Origin of the sequence: Streptomyces showdoensis, from assembly GCF_039535475.1 — a bacterium.
GTDB lineage: Bacteria > Actinomycetota > Actinomycetes > Streptomycetales > Streptomycetaceae > Streptomyces > Streptomyces showdoensis.
On sequence record NZ_BAAAXG010000026.1, the window covers coordinates 3856873 to 3876078 of the forward strand.

At 73.8% G+C, this 19206-nt stretch carries 22 protein-coding genes; 13 read left to right on the forward strand and 9 right to left on the reverse strand.

What is annotated here, in order from left to right; all coding sequences use genetic code 11:
- Positions 1-91: 91 nt before the first annotated feature.
- Positions 92-1471 (forward strand): hypothetical protein, encoded by a 1380-nt coding sequence (locus tag ABD981_RS30655; RefSeq protein ID WP_382748344.1) that lies wholly within the window; start codon positions 92-94, stop codon positions 1469-1471.
- A 112-nt stretch (positions 1472-1583) separates the two neighbouring features.
- On the opposite strand, the gene ABD981_RS30660 is transcribed toward ABD981_RS30655, so the two are convergent.
- Positions 1584-1988, reverse strand: a complete 405-nt coding sequence (locus tag ABD981_RS30660; protein ID WP_123954492.1) for a VOC family protein — start codon at positions 1986-1988, stop codon at positions 1584-1586.
- A gap of 94 nt (positions 1989-2082) precedes the next feature.
- Positions 2083-2973 carry a KPN_02809 family neutral zinc metallopeptidase gene (gene ypfJ, locus ABD981_RS30665; RefSeq protein ID WP_046907933.1) on the reverse strand — a complete coding sequence of 297 codons (891 nt, stop codon included), beginning with the start codon at positions 2971-2973 and terminating at the stop codon, positions 2083-2085.
- A 220-nt stretch (positions 2974-3193) separates the two neighbouring features.
- Between ypfJ and ABD981_RS30670 the strand changes: the two genes are divergently transcribed.
- The 3 genes from ABD981_RS30670 (at position 3194) to ABD981_RS30680 (ending at position 6307) form a co-directional block, all read left to right on the forward strand.
- Positions 3194-4792, forward strand: a complete 1599-nt coding sequence (locus ABD981_RS30670) for an ABC-F family ATP-binding cassette domain-containing protein (protein WP_046907934.1) — start codon at positions 3194-3196, stop codon at positions 4790-4792.
- A 363-nt stretch (positions 4793-5155) separates the two neighbouring features.
- The gene (locus ABD981_RS30675) at positions 5156-5377 is read left to right on the forward strand and encodes a helix-turn-helix domain-containing protein (protein ID WP_006123601.1); all 222 of its coding nucleotides are present in this window, start codon (positions 5156-5158) and stop codon (positions 5375-5377) included.
- Between the two features lie 129 nt (positions 5378-5506).
- Positions 5507-6307: an enoyl-CoA hydratase/isomerase family protein gene (locus ABD981_RS30680; RefSeq protein WP_046907935.1), complete on the forward strand. Its 801-nt coding sequence runs from the start codon at positions 5507-5509 to the stop codon at positions 6305-6307.
- Positions 6308-6321: 14 nt separating this feature from the next.
- Here the strand turns inward: ABD981_RS30680 and ABD981_RS30685 are convergent, their stop codons facing one another.
- Positions 6322-6972, reverse strand: a complete 651-nt coding sequence (locus tag ABD981_RS30685) for a hypothetical protein (protein WP_240495223.1) — start codon at positions 6970-6972, stop codon at positions 6322-6324.
- An 86-nt stretch (positions 6973-7058) separates the two neighbouring features.
- Between ABD981_RS30685 and ABD981_RS30690 the strand changes: the two genes are divergently transcribed.
- The 5 genes from ABD981_RS30690 to amaP are packed head-to-tail and all read left to right on the forward strand — an operon-like array spanning position 7059 to position 9356.
- Complete coding sequence (locus ABD981_RS30690) at positions 7059-7520, forward strand: Asp23/Gls24 family envelope stress response protein (RefSeq protein ID WP_240495224.1); 462 nt, start codon at positions 7059-7061, stop codon at positions 7518-7520.
- A 30-nt stretch (positions 7521-7550) separates the two neighbouring features.
- On the forward strand, positions 7551-7742 hold the full coding sequence (locus ABD981_RS30695; RefSeq protein ID WP_046907938.1) for a hypothetical protein: 192 nt from the start codon (positions 7551-7553) through the stop codon (positions 7740-7742).
- 6 nt (positions 7743-7748) lie between these two features.
- The gene (locus ABD981_RS30700) at positions 7749-8111 is read left to right on the forward strand and encodes an Asp23/Gls24 family envelope stress response protein (RefSeq protein ID WP_240495225.1); all 363 of its coding nucleotides are present in this window, start codon (positions 7749-7751) and stop codon (positions 8109-8111) included.
- Entirely contained in the window at positions 8108-8764 is a 657-nt protein-coding gene (locus ABD981_RS30705; RefSeq protein ID WP_046907939.1) for a DUF6286 domain-containing protein, read from the forward strand. Before ABD981_RS30700 ends, ABD981_RS30705 begins: the two co-directional genes overlap by 4 nt.
- 4 nt (positions 8765-8768) lie before the next feature.
- Positions 8769-9356: an alkaline shock response membrane anchor protein AmaP gene (amaP, locus tag ABD981_RS30710; protein ID WP_205628169.1), complete on the forward strand. Its 588-nt coding sequence runs from the start codon at positions 8769-8771 to the stop codon at positions 9354-9356.
- 7 nt (positions 9357-9363) lie between these two features.
- Here amaP and ABD981_RS30715 read toward each other — a convergent pair whose 3' ends face one another.
- The 6 genes from ABD981_RS30715 to ABD981_RS30740 all read right to left on the reverse strand — a co-directional run bounded on the left by ABD981_RS30715 (position 9364) and on the right by ABD981_RS30740 (position 14832).
- Entirely contained in the window at positions 9364-10119 is a 756-nt protein-coding gene (locus ABD981_RS30715) for an SDR family oxidoreductase (RefSeq protein ID WP_046907940.1), read from the reverse strand.
- A gap of 4 nt (positions 10120-10123) precedes the next feature.
- Positions 10124-11908, reverse strand: coding sequence for a glycoside hydrolase family 15 protein (locus ABD981_RS30720; RefSeq protein ID WP_046907941.1), 1785 nt, complete (start codon positions 11906-11908; stop codon positions 10124-10126).
- A 39-nt stretch (positions 11909-11947) separates the two neighbouring features.
- A complete protein-coding gene (locus ABD981_RS30725; protein ID WP_046907942.1) occupies positions 11948-12751 on the reverse strand; it encodes an SURF1 family cytochrome oxidase biogenesis protein in 804 nt (267 codons plus the stop codon).
- A gap of 90 nt (positions 12752-12841) precedes the next feature.
- Positions 12842-13075, reverse strand: coding sequence for a hypothetical protein (locus ABD981_RS30730; protein WP_123954493.1), 234 nt, complete (start codon positions 13073-13075; stop codon positions 12842-12844).
- A 64-nt stretch (positions 13076-13139) separates the two neighbouring features.
- Complete coding sequence (locus tag ABD981_RS30735; RefSeq protein WP_046907944.1) at positions 13140-14114, reverse strand: DEDDh family exonuclease; 975 nt, start codon at positions 14112-14114, stop codon at positions 13140-13142.
- A gap of 61 nt (positions 14115-14175) precedes the next feature.
- On the reverse strand, positions 14176-14832 hold the full coding sequence (locus ABD981_RS30740; protein WP_046907945.1) for a TetR/AcrR family transcriptional regulator: 657 nt from the start codon (positions 14830-14832) through the stop codon (positions 14176-14178).
- A 98-nt stretch (positions 14833-14930) separates the two neighbouring features.
- Here ABD981_RS30740 and ABD981_RS30745 point away from each other — a divergent pair, with 98 nt between their 5' ends.
- The 4 genes from ABD981_RS30745 to ABD981_RS30760 are packed head-to-tail and all read left to right on the forward strand — an operon-like array spanning position 14931 to position 19194.
- Complete coding sequence (locus ABD981_RS30745) at positions 14931-15746, forward strand: acetoacetate decarboxylase family protein (protein WP_046907946.1); 816 nt, start codon at positions 14931-14933, stop codon at positions 15744-15746.
- Positions 15746-16630: an SDR family NAD(P)-dependent oxidoreductase gene (locus ABD981_RS30750; RefSeq protein WP_046907947.1), complete on the forward strand. Its 885-nt coding sequence runs from the start codon at positions 15746-15748 to the stop codon at positions 16628-16630. The genes ABD981_RS30745 and ABD981_RS30750 overlap by 1 nt, the downstream gene beginning before the upstream one ends.
- A 9-nt stretch (positions 16631-16639) precedes the next feature.
- Positions 16640-17962 carry an amidohydrolase family protein gene (locus ABD981_RS30755; RefSeq protein ID WP_046907948.1) on the forward strand — a complete coding sequence of 441 codons (1323 nt, stop codon included), beginning with the start codon at positions 16640-16642 and terminating at the stop codon, positions 17960-17962.
- Positions 17959-19194 (forward strand): amidohydrolase family protein, encoded by a 1236-nt coding sequence (locus tag ABD981_RS30760; RefSeq protein WP_046907949.1) that lies wholly within the window; start codon positions 17959-17961, stop codon positions 19192-19194. The genes ABD981_RS30755 and ABD981_RS30760 overlap by 4 nt, the downstream gene beginning before the upstream one ends.
- Positions 19195-19206 lie beyond the last annotated feature (12 nt).

Consider the following 19206-nt stretch of genomic DNA (forward strand, 5'->3'; position numbering starts at 1 on the left):
GACCGGGGCGCAGCCCCCGAAGCCGGGCCCGATGCAGCGGCGTTGCGGATTCCGATTGGGCTTTCGGGCCGTCAGCGGGAAGACTGCCCCCGTGACGTCTCGAAAGCCCGATGAACCATTGGCGCGCAACTCCAGACTCCGACTCGTCCGTCCGCGGGCCCTCGCCACCGCGCGGCGGGCCGTGACGACCCGGCGCACCCGCCCGGCGCCGCGGCCGCCCGAGGGAACACCGCCCCGGGCGGAACTGGCGGGACAGGCCCGTGCCGTGCTTGCCGACGCCGTACGGATCGCCCGCTGGGCCGCCGTGGAGCGGAACGCCGAGACGGCTCCCCCGGACGTCGACGCCGGGGAACGGGCCGCCGCGGCACTGGGCCTGACGCCCGCGCAGGTCCGGGCCGGCTGGGACCGCGCCCGGCTCGCCGGACTCGTCGAACTGCACGGCGACACCGCCCGCCCCGGCTGGCGGCTGCACGCCTGGGACCGCGACGACTCCGCCGTGCTGCGCGGCTGGGTCGCCCTCTTCGACGCCTGGTCGCTGGTCCACCCGGCGCCCCGGGACGTCGTCCCCGGCGCCGTCGCCGAGGTCGTCGAGGCCGTCCCGCAGGTCCTCTCGCTGCTCCAGCTCTCCGCCGGGCCGGTCCCGGTGCCGACCCTGCTCGACCTGCTCGGGCAGCGCGTCGAGGAGCTCCGCGAGGAGCGCTGCGAGGTCCCGGCCCCGGGCACCGCCGTCGAGACCGCCCCCGCCGCCGAGGGCCTGCCCGCGCTGCTCGACTGGGCCCTGGAGGGCCTGGCCGCCGTCGGCGCGCTGACCCTGGGCACCGGCCAGGCCACCCTGACCCCGCTGGGGAACTGGGCGGTCTGGGTCAAGCTGGAGCAGATCTGCGTCGCCGCCCAGAGCCCCGCGGGCAACATCGAGCAGTCCGCCGAGGACATGCTGCGCGGCTGCGCCCGGCTCACCCCGGGCCCGGCCCGCGACGAGTACCGCGCCTGGCTCGCCGCCCGCACCCTCTCCAGCGCCGTCGGCGAGCTCCTCGCCGTGGCCCGCGGCGAGGACGCCCTGCTGCGCGGGCTCGCCTTCGAGGCCCTGCGGGTGGTCGGCGCCCCGGCCGAGCCCGAGGTCCGCGCCGTCCTGGCGGAACCCTCGCTGCGCCCGTACGCGCTGCTGTGGCTCGCCGAGTACGAGGGGGCCGACCCCGACGACGCCCCCGAGGTGCTCACCCGGGAGGAGGCGACCTGGCTCTGGGTCGACACCGCCGCGGCCGTCGCCGACCACGGCGAGAGCGCCCTGCTCGTGCGGCACCTGGACTCGGCCGTGCAGGGCACCGTCCCGGCCCTGCTCGACGCGGTGCGGGCCGTCGGCCACCCGCGCACCGTGCAGGTCCTGGTCGCGCTCGCCGCGGCCCACCCCGACCCGGCCCTGGCGAAGGCGGTCCGCCGGGCCGCCTTCCAGGTCCACACGGGCGGCGCCTGACCGGCCGGCTCCCGGGGCCCGTCCGGCGGAAACGCGCCGGACGGGCGGGTCCACGGGGGCGGGGCCGGGCGGCAATGGCCCCGGGAGGGATGCGTGTGCCGGACGCAGACCGCTACCCGGCCGCCGCGCCGGGGGCGTAGGTCCCGAAGCTCCAGACGTTTCCCTCGGCGTCCAGGGCCATGTAGTCCCGGGCGCCGTACTCCTGGTCCGTCGGCGGCATCACGATCTCCACGCCGTGGGCCACGGCCCGGGCGTGGTGCTCGTCCACGTCCGGCACGCGCACGTACACCCCCGTCGGGCCGCCGCCGGCCATCCGCTTGTCGAACTCGCTGCCCGTGCCCGAGCTGCCGAGCATCACCATCCCGTTCCCGTGCGCGAGCTCCGCGTGCATCACGCGCCCGTCCTCGCCCTCGTACACCGCGGTCGCCGTGAAGCCGAACGCCTCCGTCAGCAGCGTGATCGCCGCCTTCGCGTCCGCGTACCGCAGCGTCGGACAGATGTCGGGTGACTCAGCCATCCCGATCACTTCCTCTCCCGTGAGCGATGTGACCTGGATCTCAGTCTGGCAGTCGCCGCCGACACGGCGCCGGAGGCCGCCGTGTCGCCCCGGGTCACCGGAAGGTGTTGCAGCGCGCCATGTCGCCCGTGGTGTAGCCGGTGCGGAACCACTGCTGCCGCTGCGCCGCCGAGCCGTGCGTCCAGCTCTCCGGCGTCACCCGCCCCTGGAAGCGCTCCTGGATCCGGTCGTCGCCCACCGCGGCCGCCGCGTCCAGGCCGTCGCGGATGTCCTCCTCGGTCAGCCGGGTGAGCAGCGGTCGGCCGGTCCGGTCGTCGGGCGTGGTCGTCGCGTGCCGCGCCCACACGCCCGCGTAGCAGTCGGCCTGGAGCTCGACCCGCACCGCGTTGGAGTTCGCGCCGGTCCGCCCGTCCTGGGCCCTGGCCAGCGTGCCCATGAGGTTCTGCACGTGGTGCCCGTACTCGTGCGCCACCACGTAGGCCTGCGCGAAGGGTCCGCCGGTCGAGCCGAACTTGGTGCGCAGCTCGTCGAAGAAGCCGAGGTCCAGATAGACCTGACGGTCGCCCGGGCAGTAGAACGGGCCGACGGCGGAGGTGGCCGAGCCGCAGGCGGTGGGGACCCGCTGGGTGAACATCACGGTGGAGGCGGGCGCGTACGTCCCGCCGCGCCGGGTGTACTCGGCCCGCCAGAAGTCCTGCACGCTGTTGACGACCGCCACGATCCGGCAGTCCTCGCGGGTGTTCGCGTCCGAACCCTTCTTGCAGACCTGGGTCACCTGGGCCGCCGACGAGGAGGTCGCGGCCGGCTCGTCACCGCCCGAGGAGAGGCCCAGCTGCTCGGGGCCCACCCCGAAGAGCAGGCCCAGGATCAGCGCGAGGAGGCCGACGACCCCGCCGCCGATGGTGGCCTTGCCGCCGGGTACGCGGCTGCCCCGGACGTCCTTGACCTCCGAGGTGTCCAGATCGGCGTCGTCGTCGAACTGCATGGCCACCGCCCTCCGCGTCTCTGCCGAGTATCGAGGGCCCCGCCGGATGTCACCCCTTTTGTGCGGCATGAGAGGGATGTGAGCTATGCCGCACGGCCGAAAATCAGTTGCATGAGCCCGTTAGACTGACCGCATGGTCTGTCTCCTCTGGGTGCATTAGCGGCGTCGAAGCCCGCCATCAGCCGTCCTTCCGCCCTTCCCACCGCCCAGGAGTCTGTCCGTGATCACCGCTTCCGGTATCGAGCTGCGCGCCGGCGCCCGAGTCCTCATCGAGTCCGCTTCCTTCCGCGTCGCCAAGGGCGACCGCATCGGCCTGGTCGGCCGCAACGGAGCGGGCAAGACCACCCTCACCAAGTGCCTCGCGGGCGAGGGCCAGCCGGCCGGCGGCACCATCACCCGCTCCGGCGAGGTCGGCTACCTGCCGCAGGACCCCCGTACCGGTGACCTGGACGTGCTGGCCCGCGACCGCATCCTGTCGGCCCGCGGCCTCGACGTCCTGATCCGCAAGATGCGGCAGAACGAGGAGCGCATCGCCACCGGCGCCGGCGCCACCCGCGAGAAGGCGCTGCGGCAGTACGAGCGCCAGGAGACCGAGTTCCTCACCAAGGGCGGGTACGCGGCCGAGGCCGAGGCCTCCACCATCGCCGCCGCGCTCGGCCTGCCCGACCGCGTCCTCGGCCAGCCGCTGCACACCCTCTCCGGTGGTCAGCGCCGCCGGATCGAGCTGGCCCGGATCCTCTTCTCCGACGCGGACACCCTGCTCCTCGACGAGCCGACCAACCACCTCGACGCCGACTCGATCGTCTGGCTGCGGGACTATCTGAAGACCTACCGCGGCGGCTTCATCGTGATCTCCCACGACGTCGACCTGGTCGAGACCGTCGTGAACAAGGTCTTCTACCTGGACGCCAACCGCTCCACGATCGACGTCTACAACATGGGCTGGAAGCTCTACCAGCAGCAGCGCGAGGCCGACGAGAAGCGCCGCAAGCGCGAGCGCCAGAACGCCGAGAAGAAGGCCGCGGCGCTCAACTCGCAGGCCGACAAGATGCGCGCCAAGGCCACCAAGACGGTCGCCGCGCAGAACATGGCCAAGCGGGCCGAGCGCCTGCTGTCGGGCCTGGAGGCGGTCCGCGTCTCCGACAAGGTCGCCAAGCTGCGCTTCCCGGACCCCGCGCCCTGCGGCAAGACCCCGCTCACGGCGGAGGGCCTGTCCAAGTCGTACGGCTCGCTCGAGATCTTCACCGATGTGGACCTGGCCATCGACAAGGGCTCCCGCGTCGTCATCCTCGGCCTCAACGGCGCGGGCAAGACGACCCTGCTCCGCCTCCTCGGCGGGGTCGAGCAGCCCGACACCGGCGAGGTCACCCCGGGTCACGGCCTGAAGCTGGGCTACTACGCGCAGGAGCACGAGACCCTCGACCCCGAGCGCACGGTCCTGGAGAACATGCGCTCCGCCTCCCCGGACCTCGACCTGGTCGAGGTCCGCAAGGTGCTCGGCTCCTTCCTGTTCTCCGGCGACGACGTCGACAAGCCGGCCGGGGTGCTCTCCGGCGGCGAGAAGACCCGGCTCGCGCTCGCGACCCTGGTCGTCTCCTCGGCCAACGTGCTGCTCCTCGACGAGCCCACCAACAACCTCGACCCGGCCAGCCGCGAGGAGATCCTCGGCGCGCTGCGCACCTACAAGGGCGCGGTCGTGCTCGTCACCCACGACGAGGGCGCGGTCGAGGCGCTGGACCCGGAGCGGATCATCCTGCTCCCGGACGGTGTCGAGGACCTGTGGGGCCCGGACTACGCGGACCTGGTGGCCCTGGCCTGACCGGCCCGGTCGGGTCCGGCCCGTCCCCGGTCGCCGGGTGATCATGCCGGACTGGATCATTCGGCTCATGGGTGATCCTTCATCTGAGTGAGAGCGTCTCGTACCCCCGGCGCGGGCCCTGCGGAATCCTTCCGCCAGGGCCCGCGCCGTACTGGTGTTCCCGCCGTGTCGCTGACCTGGCACTTCCCGCGCGAGTCGGCTCCGGACGGGTCTCCGAGCCCGGCGGAACAATCCATTCCGTTCGTGTCGTCCCCCGCCGCCCGGGCCAAGCCGATGGCACGGACCTTGTCGAATGGGTGGCCAGGAAGTCCGGGAGGGGTGATCATGAGAAGTCCAGAGCGCACTTCCCATGAGGAGGCACGGGTGGCCGAGACTCTGAAGAAGGGCAGCCGGGTGACCGGCGCCGCGCGCGACAAGCTCGCGGCAGACCTGAAGAAGAAGTACGACTCCGGTGCGAGCATCCGGGCGCTGGCCGAGGAAACCGGCCGCTCCTACGGATTCGTCCACCGGATGCTCAGCGAGTCCGGAGTCACGCTGCGGGGACGCGGCGGAGCGACACGGGGCAAGAAGGCGGCCTCGGCCTGACATCGGGGCGGCTCGACCGGTCCACCGGGTTTCCGGTGGCCACCCGGTCGACCGGGTGGTCGACCGGGTGGTTACTGTGCAGTCACTTAGCATCGGCTGCAGTGCTGCACCGGAACCGGAGGCGCCCCCATGACTACGCTCGACGACTCTGAGCTCGTATTCGACAAGGACGGTGTACGGCTCACCGTCGAGGACGCCGTTGCCACGGTGACCCTGACCAACCCGGCGAAGCGCAACGCCCAGTCTCCCGCTCTGTGGCGGGCGTTGACGGAGGCCGGCCGGTCACTCCCGGGCAGCGTGCGGGTCGTGGTCCTGCGCGGTGAGGGCAAGTCCTTCTCCGCGGGCCTCGACCGGCAGGCGTTCACGCCCGAGGGCTTCGACGGAGAGCCGTCCTTCCTGGAGATGGCGCGCGGGTCCGAGGAGGACCTCGACGCGCTCATCGCCGAGTACCAGGAGGCGTTCACCTGGTGGCGCCGCAGCGACATCGTGTCGATCGCGGCCGTCCAGGGGCACGCCATCGGCGCGGGCTTCCAGCTCGCGCTCGCCTGTGACCTGCGGGTCGTCGCCGACGACGTGCAGTTCGCCATGCGTGAGACCAGCCTGGGCCTGGTCCCGGACCTGACCGGTACGCATCCCCTGGTCTCCCTCGTGGGCTACGCCCGCGCGCTGGAGATCTGCGCCACCGGCCGGTTCGTCCACGCCGAGGAGGCCGAGCGCACCGGCCTGGCCAACATCGCCGTGCCCGCCGCCGAACTCGACGCCGCGGTACGGGACCTCAGCGCCGCCCTGCTCGCCGCGCCGCGCTCCGCGGTCATCGAGACCAAGGCGCTGCTCCAGGGCGCCCAGGGCCGTTCGTACGAGGAGCAGCGCACCGCCGAGCGCGCCGCCCAGGCCCGCCGGCTGCGCGACCTCGCGGGCCTCGGCGACTGAGACCGCCCCGGAGCTCAGCGCAGCTCCGACACCACCACCGTGACCGTCGTCGCCTCCGGGGCCGCGGCGGTCGCGGCCGTGCGGACCGCGCGGGCCACGTCCAGGGCCCGTCGGCCGGCGGTCACCGCCAGTTCGAGGCGCACGTCCCCTCCCGTGCGCTGCACCGGACCGCCGTAGACGTCGGTGAGGGCCGCCACGCCCTCCACCGCGAGCGCGGCCAGGGCGGCCGGATCCTCGGGCGCCGCCGGCGAGGTTCCCCCGGCCGGCGCAGTGGGCGCCACCGGATCGGGTGGCGCGTCGAGCAGCTCCGTCACCCTCAGGTCCACCGCCGCCACCACCAGGCCGAAGGCCTCCTCGGCCGCCGCCAGCAGCGCCGTCCGCAGCCTCCCGGCCAGCTCCGGCAGCGGACGTCCGGCCACCGCCGCGAACTCCACGGAGATTCCCAGCTCCCCGGGTGGCAGCCCGCCCGGCGGCACCGGGAAGGGCGCTCCGGCAGCCGCCGCGGCGAGCCGGAACCTCGGCGGCTCCGGCACCGTGCCCCGTACCGTCCCCGCCGCCGCGGCGAGCGTCTCCCGCACCGCGCGCTCCGCGATCCACGCCCCGTCCTCGGGCGCGCCGAGCGGCAGCAGCCGGTCCGTCGCACGCCCCATCTGCACCGTCGTCATGGCACCAGCCTGCCGCATGCCCGGCGCGAGATCGGGTAAGCGCCCTTAGTGTGGGCGAACAAGGCAAAAGCCTCATGGAAGGACGGATGGTGATGGCTGAGAGCACGCATTCCGACCAGCAGACCTCGGTGACCAAGCGCGGTGGGGGCGACCCCGCCTCCCGGGGCCGGACCACGATCGCCGACGGGGTCGTCGAGAAGATCGCCGGACTGGCCGCCCGCGACGTCGTCGGCGTCCACGCCATGGGCAGCGGACTCTCCCGCACCCTCGGTGCCGTCCGGGACCGCGTGCCCGGAGGGGGCGGCGGCAAGTCCGGCGTCACCCGGGGCGTCAAGGCCGAGGTCGGCGAGGTGCAGACGGCCCTCGACCTGGAGATCGTCGTCGACTACGGCGTCTCGATCTCCGACGTCGCCGGCGCGGTCCGGGAGAACGTCATCGCCGCCGTCGAGCGCATGACCGGTCTCGAGGTCGTCGAGGTCAACATCGCCGTCAGCGATGTCAAGCTGCCGGACGACGAGGACGAGGAGCCGGAGTCGCGGCTCCAGTAGCCGACGGCACGAGGACGGAAAGGGCTCAACATGAGCATGGCTGGGGTCGGCCTGGTGGCCGGCATGGCGCTCGGCTTCGCCGGGTACTTCGGCGGCTTCGGGGCGTTCCTCCTGGTCGCCGCGCTGGGGGCGGTCGGCTTCGTCGCCGGGCGCTTCCTCGACGGCGACCTGGACTTCGGTGACCTCTTCCGGGGCCGCGAACGCGGCGACTGGCGGAGGTGACCCGGGTTGGCAGCGGACCTGGCGAGGGACCGGGTGGGGGCGGCCGCCCGGGGCGCGACCACGGTCGCCGACCGCGTCGTCGCGAAGATCGCCGCGCAGGCGGCCCGTGAGGCGCTGGACGCCGTCCCCAAGGGCGCGTCCCGACCGCACGCCTCGGTGGTCGTCCACCGGGAGAGCGCCCGGGTCTCGGTGAGCCTCGAACTCGCCTACCCCTCCGACATCGGCCGCCAGTGCGGCGCCGTCCGCGGCCGGGTCCGCCACCGCGTGGAGGAACTGGCCGGCCTGGAGGTCCACGAGGTCGCCGTCCACGTCGAGAAGCTGCACTCCGCGCACACCGCGCACGAGAAGGCCCGGGAGCGCCTGCGATGAGCACCGGACCCGCGCCGGGCCCCGCCCCGGAACCCGCGCCCGTACCCGTCCTCACCGACCAGGACCAGGACCGGGACCGGGACGACGGGGGCACCGCCGCCCCGCGCCCGCCCGGGCGCCGCTTCTGGGCGGTGCGGCGCGTCCCCGCCGCCCTCCTCGCCGCCCTCCTGCTCGGCGGCGCCGGACTGCTCCTGTACGACGTGGCGGCCGTCCGCGCCGAGCACACCGCCATGGCCTGGCGCAGCTCGCTGGCCGAGGGCCTCGCCACCCGCCCCCTCGACGACACCGCGGTCCTCGTCGGCGCGGGCGTCGCCGTCCTCCTCGGCGTCTGGCTGCTGCTGCTCGCCCTCACCCCGGGGCTGCGCGCCGTCCTGCCGATGCGCCGCGAGCACCCCGACGTCCGCGCCGGACTCGACCGCGAGGCCGCCGCGCTCGCCCTGCGCGACCGGGCCATGGAGGTGTCCGGCGTCCAGTCGGTACGGGTCAGGATGGGCCGCGCCAAGGCGGCCGTACGGGCCGTCTCGCACTTCCGCGAACTCGACGAGGTCCGCTCCGACCTGGAGAGCGTCCTCACCGCCGGCATCGACGAGCTCGGGCTCGCCCGTCCGCCGGCCCTGACGGTACGGGTGGCCCGGCCGCCCAGGAAGGGGTGACGGCGTGACCGTCGTGCTCCGGCGCGTCAACCGGATCGTGCTGGCCCTCGTGGGACTGCTGCTCGTGGTGGGCGGCGGTGCCGTGCTCGCCGCCGGCCTCGGCCTCTCCGTGCCGTCCTGGTGGCCCTGGTCGGGCCCCGACGACGTCCTGCTCACCCGCTCCCAGCGGCAGCACTGGCGCGCCGAGAGCTGGTGGTGGCCGACGGTCATCGCCGTGCTCGGGCTCGTCGTGCTGCTCGCCCTGTGGTGGCTGATCGCCCAGTTCCGGCGGGCCCGGCTCGCCGAGGTGCTCGTCGACAGCGGCGACGGCGAGGAGGCCGTGCTGCGCGGCCGGGCCCTGGAAGCGGTCCTGGAGGCCGACGCGGCGGCCCAGGAGGGCGTCGCCCGGGCCCGGGTCTCGCTCACCGGTCGGCGCACCGCCCCGCGGACCCGCGTCGCGCTCCTCCTGGAGCCGTACGCGGCCCCGGCCGACGCCCTGACCACCCTGGCCGCCGAGGCCCTCGGCAACGCCCGCACCTCGGCCGGTCTGCCCGCCCTGCCCACCGAGGCCCGGCTGCGGGCCGTCAAGCACCGCGCCCGCCGGGTCAACTGAGCCGGGCTCAGAAGCCGCCGCGCGCCCCGCCGTCCACCGGGAGCATCACGCCGGTCAGGTACGAGGCGGCGGGGGAGAGCAGGAACGCGGCCGTGCGGCCGAACTCCTCGGGGGTGCCGTAGCGGCGCAGCGGGATCTGCGCCTCGTTCGCCGCGCGGGCCGCGTCGGCGTCGCCGGACAGCGCGTCCAGCGAGCGGACCCGGTCGGTGTCGATGCGGCTCGGCAGCAGCCCGATCACCCGGATGCCGCGCGGGCCCAGGTCGTTGGAGAGCGACTTGGCGAAGCCGGCCAGGCCCGGGCGCAGCCCGTTGGAGATGGTCAGGCCCGGGATCGGCTCGTGCACCGAGCCGGACAGCACGAAGCCGATGACCCCGCCCTCGGGCAGCGCGTCCGCCGCCGCGCGGGCCAGCCGCACCGCGCCCAGGAAGACCGTGTCGAAGGCGGCCGCCCACTGCTCGTCCGTGTTGTCCGCGGCGAAGCCGGGCGCCGGCCCGCCGACGCTGATCAGCACGCCGTCCAGGCCGCCGAAGCGGGACCGCGCCTCCGCGATCAGCCGCTCCGGGGTCGCCGGGTCGGCGTTGTCGGCGGCGATGCCGGCCGCGCCCGGGCCGAGCTCGGCCGCCGCCTCGGCCACCGGGCCCGCCTCGCGCCCGGTCAGCAGCACCTTCGCGCCCTCCGCGAGCAGCGCCTCCGCCGAAGCCCGGCCGAGCCCCCGCGTCGCGCCGGTCACCACGTACACACGGTCCTTCAGTCCAAGATCCATGGGCCTATCCTGCCGTCTCCTCCGCGGCCAGCGCGAGGGCCGTGCCGACCAGGCCGATGTGGCTGAAGGCCTGCGGGAAGTTCCCCAGCTGGCGGCCCGCCACCGGGTCGTACTCCTCCGCGAGCAGCCCCACGTCGCTGCACAGCCCGATCAGCCGCTCGAACAGCTCGCGCGCCTCCCCGGTCCGGCCGGTCAGCCGCAGCGCGTCCGCGAGCCAGAAGGAGCAGACCAGGAAGGTGCCCTCGTCGCCCGGCAGCCCGTCCACCGACACGCCCTCGGTCGAGTAGCGGCGCACGAAGCCCCCTTGCGTCAGCTCCGCCCGCACCGCGTCGACCGTCCCGACCACCCGCGGGTCGTCCGGCGGCAGGAAGCCGACCTGCGGGATCAGCAGCGTCGCCGCGTCCAGTTCGCGCGAGCCGTACGCCTGCGTGAAGGTGTTGCGCACCGGGTCGTACCCCTTGGCGCACACATCCGCGTGGATCTCGTCCCGCATCGCCCGCCAGCGGGCCGCGTCGCCCGGCAGCTCCGGGTCGTCCTCCAGGGTGCGCACCGCCCGGTCGGCGGCCACCCAGGCCATCACCTTGGAGTGGACGAAGTGGCGGCGCGGGCCGCGCACCTCCCACAGCCCCTCGTCGGGCTCCCGCCAGGTCGACTCCAGGAAGCCGAGCAGGCTCAGCTGGAGGTTCCAGGCGTGCCGCCGCGCGGGGATCCCGGCCTCGCGGGCGCGGCTGAGCGAGTCCATCACCTCGCCGTACACGTCGAGCTGGAACTGCTCCACGGCCGCGTTCCCGGTCCGCACCGGCGCCGAGTCGGCGTAGCCGCGCAGCCACGGCAGGGTGGTCTCGGGCAGCCGGCGCTCGCCGGCCGGCCCGTACATGATCTGCAGGTCCGCCGGGTCCCCGGCGACCGCGCGCAGCAGCCAGTCGCGCCAGGCCGCCGCCTCCTCGACGTACCCGGCTGAGAGCAGCGCGCCGAGCGTCAGGGAGGAGTCCCGCAGCCAGCAGGCGCGGTAGTCCCAGTTGCGCACCCCGCCGAGCTCCTCGGGCAGCGAGGTGGTCGGGGCGGCGACGATGCCGCCGGTCGGGGCGTAGGTGAGGGCCTTCAGGGTGATCAGCGAGCGCATCACGGTGTCCCGGTAGGGGCCCCGGTAGGTGCAGCGGGCCGCCCACTCCCGCCAGTCCGCGAGCGCGTGCTCCAGCGCATCGAAGGGGTCGACGAGCTCGGGGCGCGGCTCGTGAGAGGGGTGCCAGGTGAGGACGAAGGCGACCTCCTCGCCCGCGCCGACGGTGAACGAGGAGCGGGTGGCGAACTGCTGCCCCCAGGTCTTCACCGGCGGCTCGCTGCGCAGCCACACCGAGTCCGGTCCGGCGACGGCGACCCGGTGCCCGTCGGCCCGGCGCATCCACGGCACGATCGAGCCGTAGTCGAAGCGCAGCCGCAGCACCGCGTCCATCTCGACGCGCCCGCTGACGCCCCGCACGATCCGGATCACGTCGGGGGCCCTGTCCCGCTGCGGCATGAAGTCGACGACCTCGACCGTGCCGGTACGGGTCTCCCAGCGGGTCTCCAGGATCAGGGTGTCCTCGGCGTACCGGCGGCTCGTGCAGGTGCCGGCGCCCTTGGGGGCGATCCGCCAGTGGCCGTTGTCCTCGTCGCCGAGGAGCGCGGCGAAGCAGGCGGCCGAGTCGAAGCGCGGCAGACACAGCCAGTCGACCGACCCGTCGCGGCCGACGAGCGCGGCGGTCTGGAGATCACCGATGAGGGCGTAGTCGTCGATACGTTGGGTCACGCTCTGGGCTGTTCCCGGAAGCGGCGACGGTCAATCAGTTCAGGCGGTCGCCCCGGCGGGCTCGGGCGTCGCGTCCGTCGCGTCGTCCCCTTCCGCGGCGGCCCTGCGGTCGCGCACCTCGCGTCGCACCAGGATCACCCAGCCGACCGGCACACCGGCCGTGAAGAGCCACCACTGGACGGCGTACGCCATGTGTGCGCCGATCGAGTCGTGGTCGGGCTCGGCGATCTGCTCGGGGGAGCCCCCGGCGGCCTCGGGCGCGGTCTGCTCGATGTACCCGCCGAGCACCGTGCGGCCGATCAGCGCCTGCTGCTGGGCGCTGTTGATCAGCATCACCTGGCGGTCGGGCAGGCCCTTGAGGTCCTTGATGCCGCTGGCGCCGGTGGTCTCGTCGGCCTTGAGCCGTCCGGTGACGGTGATCTCGCCGCGCGGGGCGGGCGGCACCTTCGGGAAGGAGTGCTGGTCGTCGGCGGCGGGCACCCAGCCGCGGTTGACCATGACCACCTTGCCGTCCTTCAGGACCAGCGGGGTCAGCACGTGCACGCCGACCCGGTCGTCGGCCGAGGTGCGCCGGCGCACGACGACCTCGTGCGAGCTGTCGAAGGTGCCGGTGGCGGTCACCTGCCGCCAGTAGTCCTCGCGCGGGACGGTGTGCCCCGGGGAGGTGAGCTCCTCGACCGGGACGGACCCGGCCCGCAGGTTGTCCTCGATCAGCGCGTTCTGGGCGACCCGGCGCTCGTGCCGGTGGAACTGCCAGAAGCCCAGCTCGATCATCACGGGGATGAGGACGAGGGCGACGAGGGTGAGGATCACCCACTGCCGGGACAACAGGAAGCGGTACACCCCATGACCGTACAGCCAGCGTCACGGGGTGCCCGCAGGGGGGTTGCCAGATCGTTTCCTCACCTGTACGCGAAGGGCCTCGCGCCGCGCTCACACCTTGTCGACGATCCCCGCCTTCCCCTCCGCGCGGGCGCAGTGCGCCCCGCAGTACCAGTTGCCCTGGACCTCGACCCCCTGGCCGATGATCTGGACCCGGCAGTGCTCACAGATGGGCGCCATGCGGTGGATGGCGCAGGAGAAGCAGTCGAAGACGTGCACGGCGCCTTGCGCGTGCACCTCGAAGGACATGCCGTAATCGTTTCCGCAGACCTCACAACGTGCCATGCGCCACAGGGTGAGGCCGAGGACCGGCGGGGGCCGGGCGGCGCGCCCGGCCCCCGCCCGCCCGTCACTCGTCTGCCGGGGTCACGTCCCGCAGCAGCTGGGTGTACGCCGCCTCGTCGACGACCGGCGTGCCGAAGGCCTTCGCCTTCACCGTCTTGGAGGTCGCCGAGTCCGGGTCGTTGGTCACGAGGAGGCTGGTGACCCGGGAGACGCTGGTCGCCACGTGCAGTCCCGCCTCGACCGTGCGGTCCTCCAGGAGCTCGCGGTCGATGGAGGTGTCACCGGAGAACGCCACCCGCATGCCCTGCTTGAGTGGTTTGTCCGATTCATAGCGCCCGGGGTTGGGGTACGGGCACGCCGGCCGCTTCCGCGAGGGCCGCCAGCTCGTCTGCCGGTAGGAGGCCTGGTGGCCGATCCGCGGCTGCGCCGGGGCCGAGGCCCACTCGGTCAGCGGGCGGCACTCCAGCAGGGGCAGCCGCACGTTCCGCTCGGCGGCCGCGTGCAGGCTGGGCCGGAACGCCTCCGCGAGCACCCGCGCGTCGTCCAGCGCGTTGTGCGCCCGCTGCTGCACGACGCCGAAGTGCGCGGCGAGCGACTCCAGCTTGTGGTTGGGCAGCGGCAGCGCCAGCTCCTTGGAGAGCGCGATGGTGCACAGCCGCTGGCGCACCGGCGCGGTGCGCTCGGCCCGCGCGTACTCACGGGCGATCATCTGCCAGTCGAACATCGCGTTGTGCGCGACGAGCACCCGCCCGTCCAGCCGCGCCGAGAACTCCTCGGCGATCTCCGGGAAGAGCGGCGCACCCTCCAGCACGTCGCTGGTCAGTCCGTGGATCCACACCGGCCCGGGGTCCCGCTCCGGGTTGACGAGCGTGTACCAGTGGTCCTCGACGTTGCCCTGGACGTCGAGCCGGTAGACGGCAGCCGAAACTATCCGGTCGTCGCGGGCGAGTCCGGTGGTCTCCACGTCGACGACCGCGTACCCCTGTGGGTAGGCGGCCGGCCACGTCGCTGCTGTCGTACGGTCGTCGAGCATGGTCATTGAGAATACGGGCCACCGGTGACAGTCCCGCTCCCGGTGCCCCCTCAGTGGCCGGAACCGGTCACCGGGTTGACGGCTCCGGACCGGTGTGCGCGCCCAGCAGCCCCGCCACCAGCGCCCCGACCGCCGCCGTGAAGAGCCGTTCGGTGTCGACCGGGGCGGCCAGTGCGCGGGCCAGCGCCGGGTCCTCGTCGGGCGTCCCGGCGGAGCTCCGCGCCGCCCACAGCTCCGTCTCGGCCGGCGACTGGGCCGGGGAGCGTTCGCGGTTGCGTTCCACCAGGACGTGGCCGACGACCTGGAACTGCACCGCCCGCACCAGCTCGGCCGCCCGCGCGCCGCGCAGTCCTGCCGCGTGGGCCTCGTGGATCAGGGCGCGCTGGGCGGGCAGGAACATCTGCTCGGTCAGGCCGCGTTCGTGGACCATCGCCACCAGGTGCGGCCGGTCCCGCAGGGCGCGGCGCAGCAGCCGGGCCACCGAGACGATGCGCTCGGCGGGGTCCGCGCCGTGCGGGCGCAGCGTGCCGAGGTCGGCGACCGTGCGCTCGACGAGCGCGTCGAGCAGCGACTCGCGGTTGCCGACGTGCCAGTAGATCGAGGTCACCGCGGTGCCGAGCTCCGCGGCGAGCCGGCGCATGGTGAGCGCCGCCGGGCCGTGCTCCTTGACCAGGGCGGCGGCGGTGTCGAGCACCTGGTCGCGGCTCAATGCGGTGCGTGCCATCGGATCCCCCAACTCCTTTGCGTGCACGGCTCTTTACCCTTCCGGGCCGTCGGTGTAACTGTGTTACAGGCCGATACGTTCCCGAAAGGCGGTACGTCATGGCACGAGTACGGTACGGGGCGCGCACCGAGGCGGAGATCGCCGCGACCCGCGCGAGGAGCGCGGGGCTCCCCGACATCTGGTCCACCGGAGTGGTCGCCGTCTGGGAGACCGACCCCGACGTCGTGGCGGCCGTCCTGCCGCCCCCGCTCAAGCCCACCGCGCGCCCGCTGGTGCGCGCCAACATCAGCAAGGTCGACCTGCCCGGCTACCCCCTCGGCGCCGGATCCGTCGCCGTCGCCGCCGCCCACGGCGACCAGGAGGGCTGGTACCCGCTGGTCATGCCGATGACCCACGAGCGCGCGCTGACCGGCGGCCGGGAGGTCTTCGGCGAGCCGAAGAAGCTCGGCGAGGTCCTCGTCGAGCGCGAGGGCCTGGTGGTCAGGGCCTCGCTCGCCCGGCACGGCATCGCCTTCGTCGAGGTGCGCGGCGCCGTCTCGGGCGAGCTGCCGGTGCCCGAACCGGTCGAGAAGACCGACTTCTACTTCAAGTTCCTGCCGTCCGTCGACGGCGCCGGGACCGGCTTCGACGCCGACCCCGTCCTCGTCCACTGCGTCCGCAACGAGAAGGTGCGCCGCCTGGAGCGGATCACCGGCGACGTCGTGCTGCGCGAGTCCATGTACGACCCGGTCGCCGACCTCCCGGTCCGCCGGCTCGTCGAGATCACCATCGGCGAGAAGACCACCGACCAGAAGGGCCGGGTCGTCGAACGGGTCAGCGCCCAGGCCCTGCTGCCCTACCTCCACCAGCGCTACGACGACCCGCAGCAGATCCTCGACGCGCCGCCCGAGGGCTCCCTGGAAGGACGCGCCTGATGGAACTGCGACAGGGACAGGTCGCCGTCGTCACCGGCGCGGCCGGGGGCATCGGGCTCGCGATGGCCCGCCGCTTCGCCGCCGAGGGCCTCGCCGTCGTCCTCGGCGACGTCGAGGAGGCCCCGCTGGCCAAGGCCGCCGAGGAGCTGATGGCGGGCGGGGCGCAGATCCTCGCCCGGACCGTCGACGTCAGCGAGCCCGACTCGGTACGCGCCTTCGCCGACGCCGCGTACGACACCTTCGGCGCCGTCCACGTGCTCTGCAACAACGCCGGCGTCGGCTCCGGCGCCGAGGGCCGCATGTGGGAGCACGAGCCCAACGACTGGAAGTGGGCCTTCGCCGTCAACGTCTGGGGCGTCTTCCACGGCATCCAGGCCTTCCTCCCGCGCATGCTCGCGGGCGGCGAGCCCGGCCACGTCGTCAACACCTCCTCCGGCGACGGCGGCATCGCCCCGCTGCCCACCGCCTCCGTCTACGCCGTCACCAAGTCCGCGGTCGTCACCATGACCGAGTCGCTCTACGCCCACCTGAAGGCGGAAGGCGCCCCCGTCGGCGCCTCCGTCCTCTTCCCCGGCCCCCACATGCTCCGCACCGGCCTGTGGGAGTCGCACCGCAACCGGCCCGAGCGGTACGCCAAGCAGCGCCCCCGCAAGACCCCGTACCGCAGCCTCGACCAGTGGGAGGCGGCCATGAAGGAGGCCGGGCACGAGATCGCCTTCACCCCGGTCGAGGAGGTCGCCGAGCACGTCGTGGACGGCATCCGGGCCGACCGCTTCTGGATGCTGCCGGCGAGCGAGCACAGCGACCGGCAGATCCGGGCGCGCTCGCAGTCGATGCTCGACCGCGCCAACCCGTCGTACCTGGAGAGCTTCATCCTCGACTGAGGGGCCGTGATGACCGACTCGAACGATGCGCACGCCGCGAACCCCGCGGACGACCCGTACCTGATCATCTCCTCCGACTGTCACGCCGGCCTCCCCACCGAGGAGTACCGGCCCTACCTCGACTCCCGCTTCCACCGCGCCTTCGACGAGTTCCTCGACGGGCGCGAGGCCCGCCGGGAGGCCATGACCCGGCTCGGGGTGCGCAACGAGGCCTTCGCCGACAAGTGGTTCAGCGACAACGAGGAAGGGCTGAGGGGCGGCTGGGACACCGCCCAGCGGCTCAAGGAGCTCGACGGCGACGGGGTGGCCGCCGAGGTCGTCTTCCCCGACGCGGACGCCGTCGACAGCCAGACCGCCGCGCCCTTCGGGGTCGGCCTCGGGCTCTCCGGCGACCAGGACCCGGAGCTCGGCATGGCGGGCGCCCGGGCGCACAACCGCTGGCTCGCCGACTTCGTCTCCCGCAACCCCGAGCGCCACTGCGGGGTCGCCCTGCTGCCCGTCACCGCCGACCCGGCCGAGGTCGTCGCCGAGATCCACCGCGCCAAGGAGTCCGGGCTCGGCGCGCTGATGATCCCCTCCATGTGGGTGGACAAGGCGCCCTACCACGACCGGCGTTACGACCCGGTGTGGGCGGCCGCCGCGGAGACCGGGATGCCCGTGGTGACCCACTCGGGCGCGGCGCCGCGCGAGGAGTACGGCGACCACCTCGGCATCTACGTCTCGGAGGTCACGTTCTGGCCGTCCCGGCCGTTGTGGTTCCTGCTCTGGTCCGGGGTCTTCGAGCGCCACCCGGGGCTGCGCTTCGGCGTCGCCGAGTCGGGCTGCTGGTGGCTGCCGAACCTGCTCTGGTTCATGGACCGGCTCTACCTGGGCGCCCACGGCGGGAAGAAACTGTCACCCTTCGCCGAGTTGAAGAGGCCGCCCAGCGAGTACCTGGACCGCCAGATGTTCGTCTGCGCCACCAACACCAAGCGGCGGGAGCTCGCCCAGCGCTACGAGATCGGCGTCGACAACATCCTGTGGGGCTCCGACTTCCCGCACCCCGAGGGCACCTGGCCCGACACCCGGGCGTGGCTGCGGCGGACCTTCCACGACATCCCGGTGGCGGAGACCCGGCGGATGCTCGGCCTGGCGGCCGCGGAGGTGTTCGGCTTCGACGTCCGGAAGCTGGAACCGATCGCCCGGCGCATCGGCCCCACCCCGGCCGAGCTCGGGCAGCCCGCCGACCAGGCCGCGGTGGAGGCGTCCTGGGCCCGCTCCCGGGAGGTCGGCCGCCACTGGCTGACGGAGCACGACTTCCCGTCCCTGGGCACCACGGGGGTGACCCCGTGAGTTCCGCGCCCGACCGCTACACGGTCATCTCCGCCGACTGCCACGCCGGCGCCGACCTCCTCGACTACCGGCCGTACCTGGAGAAGAGGCACCACGACGACTTCGACGCCTGGGCGGCGACCTACGTCAACCCGTACGAGGACCTGCTCGCCGACACCGCGGACCGCAACTGGAACTCGCAGCGCCGGCTGCGCGAACTGGAGGCGGACGGGATCGTCGCCGAGGTGGTCTTCCCCAACACCATCCCGCCGTTCTTCCCCAAGGCCTCGCTGATGGCCCAGCCGCCCACGCGCGGCGAGTACGAGCGGCGCTGGGCCGGACTCCAGGCGCACAACCGCTGGCTCGCCGACTTCTGCGCGGACGCGCCCGGGCGCCGCGCGGGGGTGGCGCAGATCCTGCTCAACGACGTGGACGCGGCGGTCGCGGAGATCCGCCGCACCCGCGAGGCGGGGCTGACCGGCGGCATCCTGCTGCCCGGCGTCCCGCCCGGCTCGCCCGTGCCCGAGCTGTACGCGGAGGCGTACGACCCGATCTGGGCGGTCTGCGCCGAGCTCGGCGTCCCCGTGAACCACCACGGCGGCTCCGCCTCCCCGCCGCTCGGCGACGAACCGGCCGCCCGCGCGGTGTTCATGGTGGAGACCACGTGGTTCTCGCACCGCGCCCTCTGGCACCTGATCTTCGGCGGCGCGTTCCGCCGCCACCCGGACCTCAAGCTGGTCCTCACGGAACAGGGCTCGGGCTGGATCCCGGGCGTGCTGCGGATGTTGGACTACTACCACGACCGGCTGGTCGCGGCGTCGACGAAGGCCTCGACGGCCGAGTCGAAGTTCGGCGCGGGCCTGGCGGAGTCCATGGGCAAGGGCCCGAGCGCGGTCTGGCGGGACAACTGCTTCGTCGGCGCCAGCTTCATGCGCCCGCACGAGGTGCCGCTGCGCGAGCGGATCGGCCTCGACAAGATCATGTGGGGCAGCGACTACCCGCACGACGAGGGCACCACCCCGTACTCCCGCGAAGGCCTCCGCATCGCGTACGCGGGGCTGCCCCGGGAGGAGGTCGCGGCGATGGTCGGCGGCAACGCGGCCCGGGTCTACGGCTTCGACCTGCGGCTCCTCGACGCCCTCGCCGCCGTCCACGGCCCGACCGTGGAGGAGATCGCCGAGCCCCTGAAGGAGGTTCCCGCGGGCGCCACCAGCCCCGCGTTCGCGCTGGGCGGGTCGGTCCGCGTCTGGTGAGCCGCCGGGTGC

What these genes read in the sequence shown, in the direction of transcription:
- ABD981_RS30715 (WP_046907940.1), bottom strand. Translation starts at nt 10,119, where the DNA reads ATGGATCTTGGACTGAAGGACCGTGTGTACGTGGTGACCGGCGCGACG.
- ABD981_RS30755 (WP_046907948.1), top strand. Translation starts at nt 16,640, where the DNA reads ATGACCGACTCGAACGATGCGCACGCCGCGAACCCCGCGGACGACCCG.
- ABD981_RS30695 (WP_046907938.1), top strand. Translation starts at nt 7,551, where the DNA reads ATGAGCATGGCTGGGGTCGGCCTGGTGGCCGGCATGGCGCTCGGCTTC.
- ABD981_RS30690 (WP_240495224.1), top strand. Translation starts at nt 7,059, where the DNA reads ATGGTGATGGCTGAGAGCACGCATTCCGACCAGCAGACCTCGGTGACC.
- ABD981_RS30750 (WP_046907947.1), top strand. Translation starts at nt 15,746, where the DNA reads ATGGAACTGCGACAGGGACAGGTCGCCGTCGTCACCGGCGCGGCCGGG.
- ABD981_RS30730 (WP_123954493.1), bottom strand. Translation starts at nt 13,075, where the DNA reads ATGGCACGTTGTGAGGTCTGCGGAAACGATTACGGCATGTCCTTCGAG.
- ABD981_RS30745 (WP_046907946.1), top strand. Translation starts at nt 14,931, where the DNA reads ATGGCACGAGTACGGTACGGGGCGCGCACCGAGGCGGAGATCGCCGCG.
- ABD981_RS30740 (WP_046907945.1), bottom strand. Translation starts at nt 14,832, where the DNA reads ATGGCACGCACCGCATTGAGCCGCGACCAGGTGCTCGACACCGCCGCC.
- ABD981_RS30735 (WP_046907944.1), bottom strand. Translation starts at nt 14,114, where the DNA reads ATGACCATGCTCGACGACCGTACGACAGCAGCGACGTGGCCGGCCGCC.
- ABD981_RS30660 (WP_123954492.1), bottom strand. Translation starts at nt 1,988, where the DNA reads ATGGCTGAGTCACCCGACATCTGTCCGACGCTGCGGTACGCGGACGCG.
- ypfJ (WP_046907933.1), bottom strand. Translation starts at nt 2,973, where the DNA reads ATGCAGTTCGACGACGACGCCGATCTGGACACCTCGGAGGTCAAGGAC.
- ABD981_RS30685 (WP_240495223.1), bottom strand. Translation starts at nt 6,972, where the DNA reads ATGACGACGGTGCAGATGGGGCGTGCGACGGACCGGCTGCTGCCGCTC.
- ABD981_RS30680 (WP_046907935.1), top strand. Translation starts at nt 5,507, where the DNA reads ATGACTACGCTCGACGACTCTGAGCTCGTATTCGACAAGGACGGTGTA.
- ABD981_RS30705 (WP_046907939.1), top strand. Translation starts at nt 8,108, where the DNA reads ATGAGCACCGGACCCGCGCCGGGCCCCGCCCCGGAACCCGCGCCCGTA.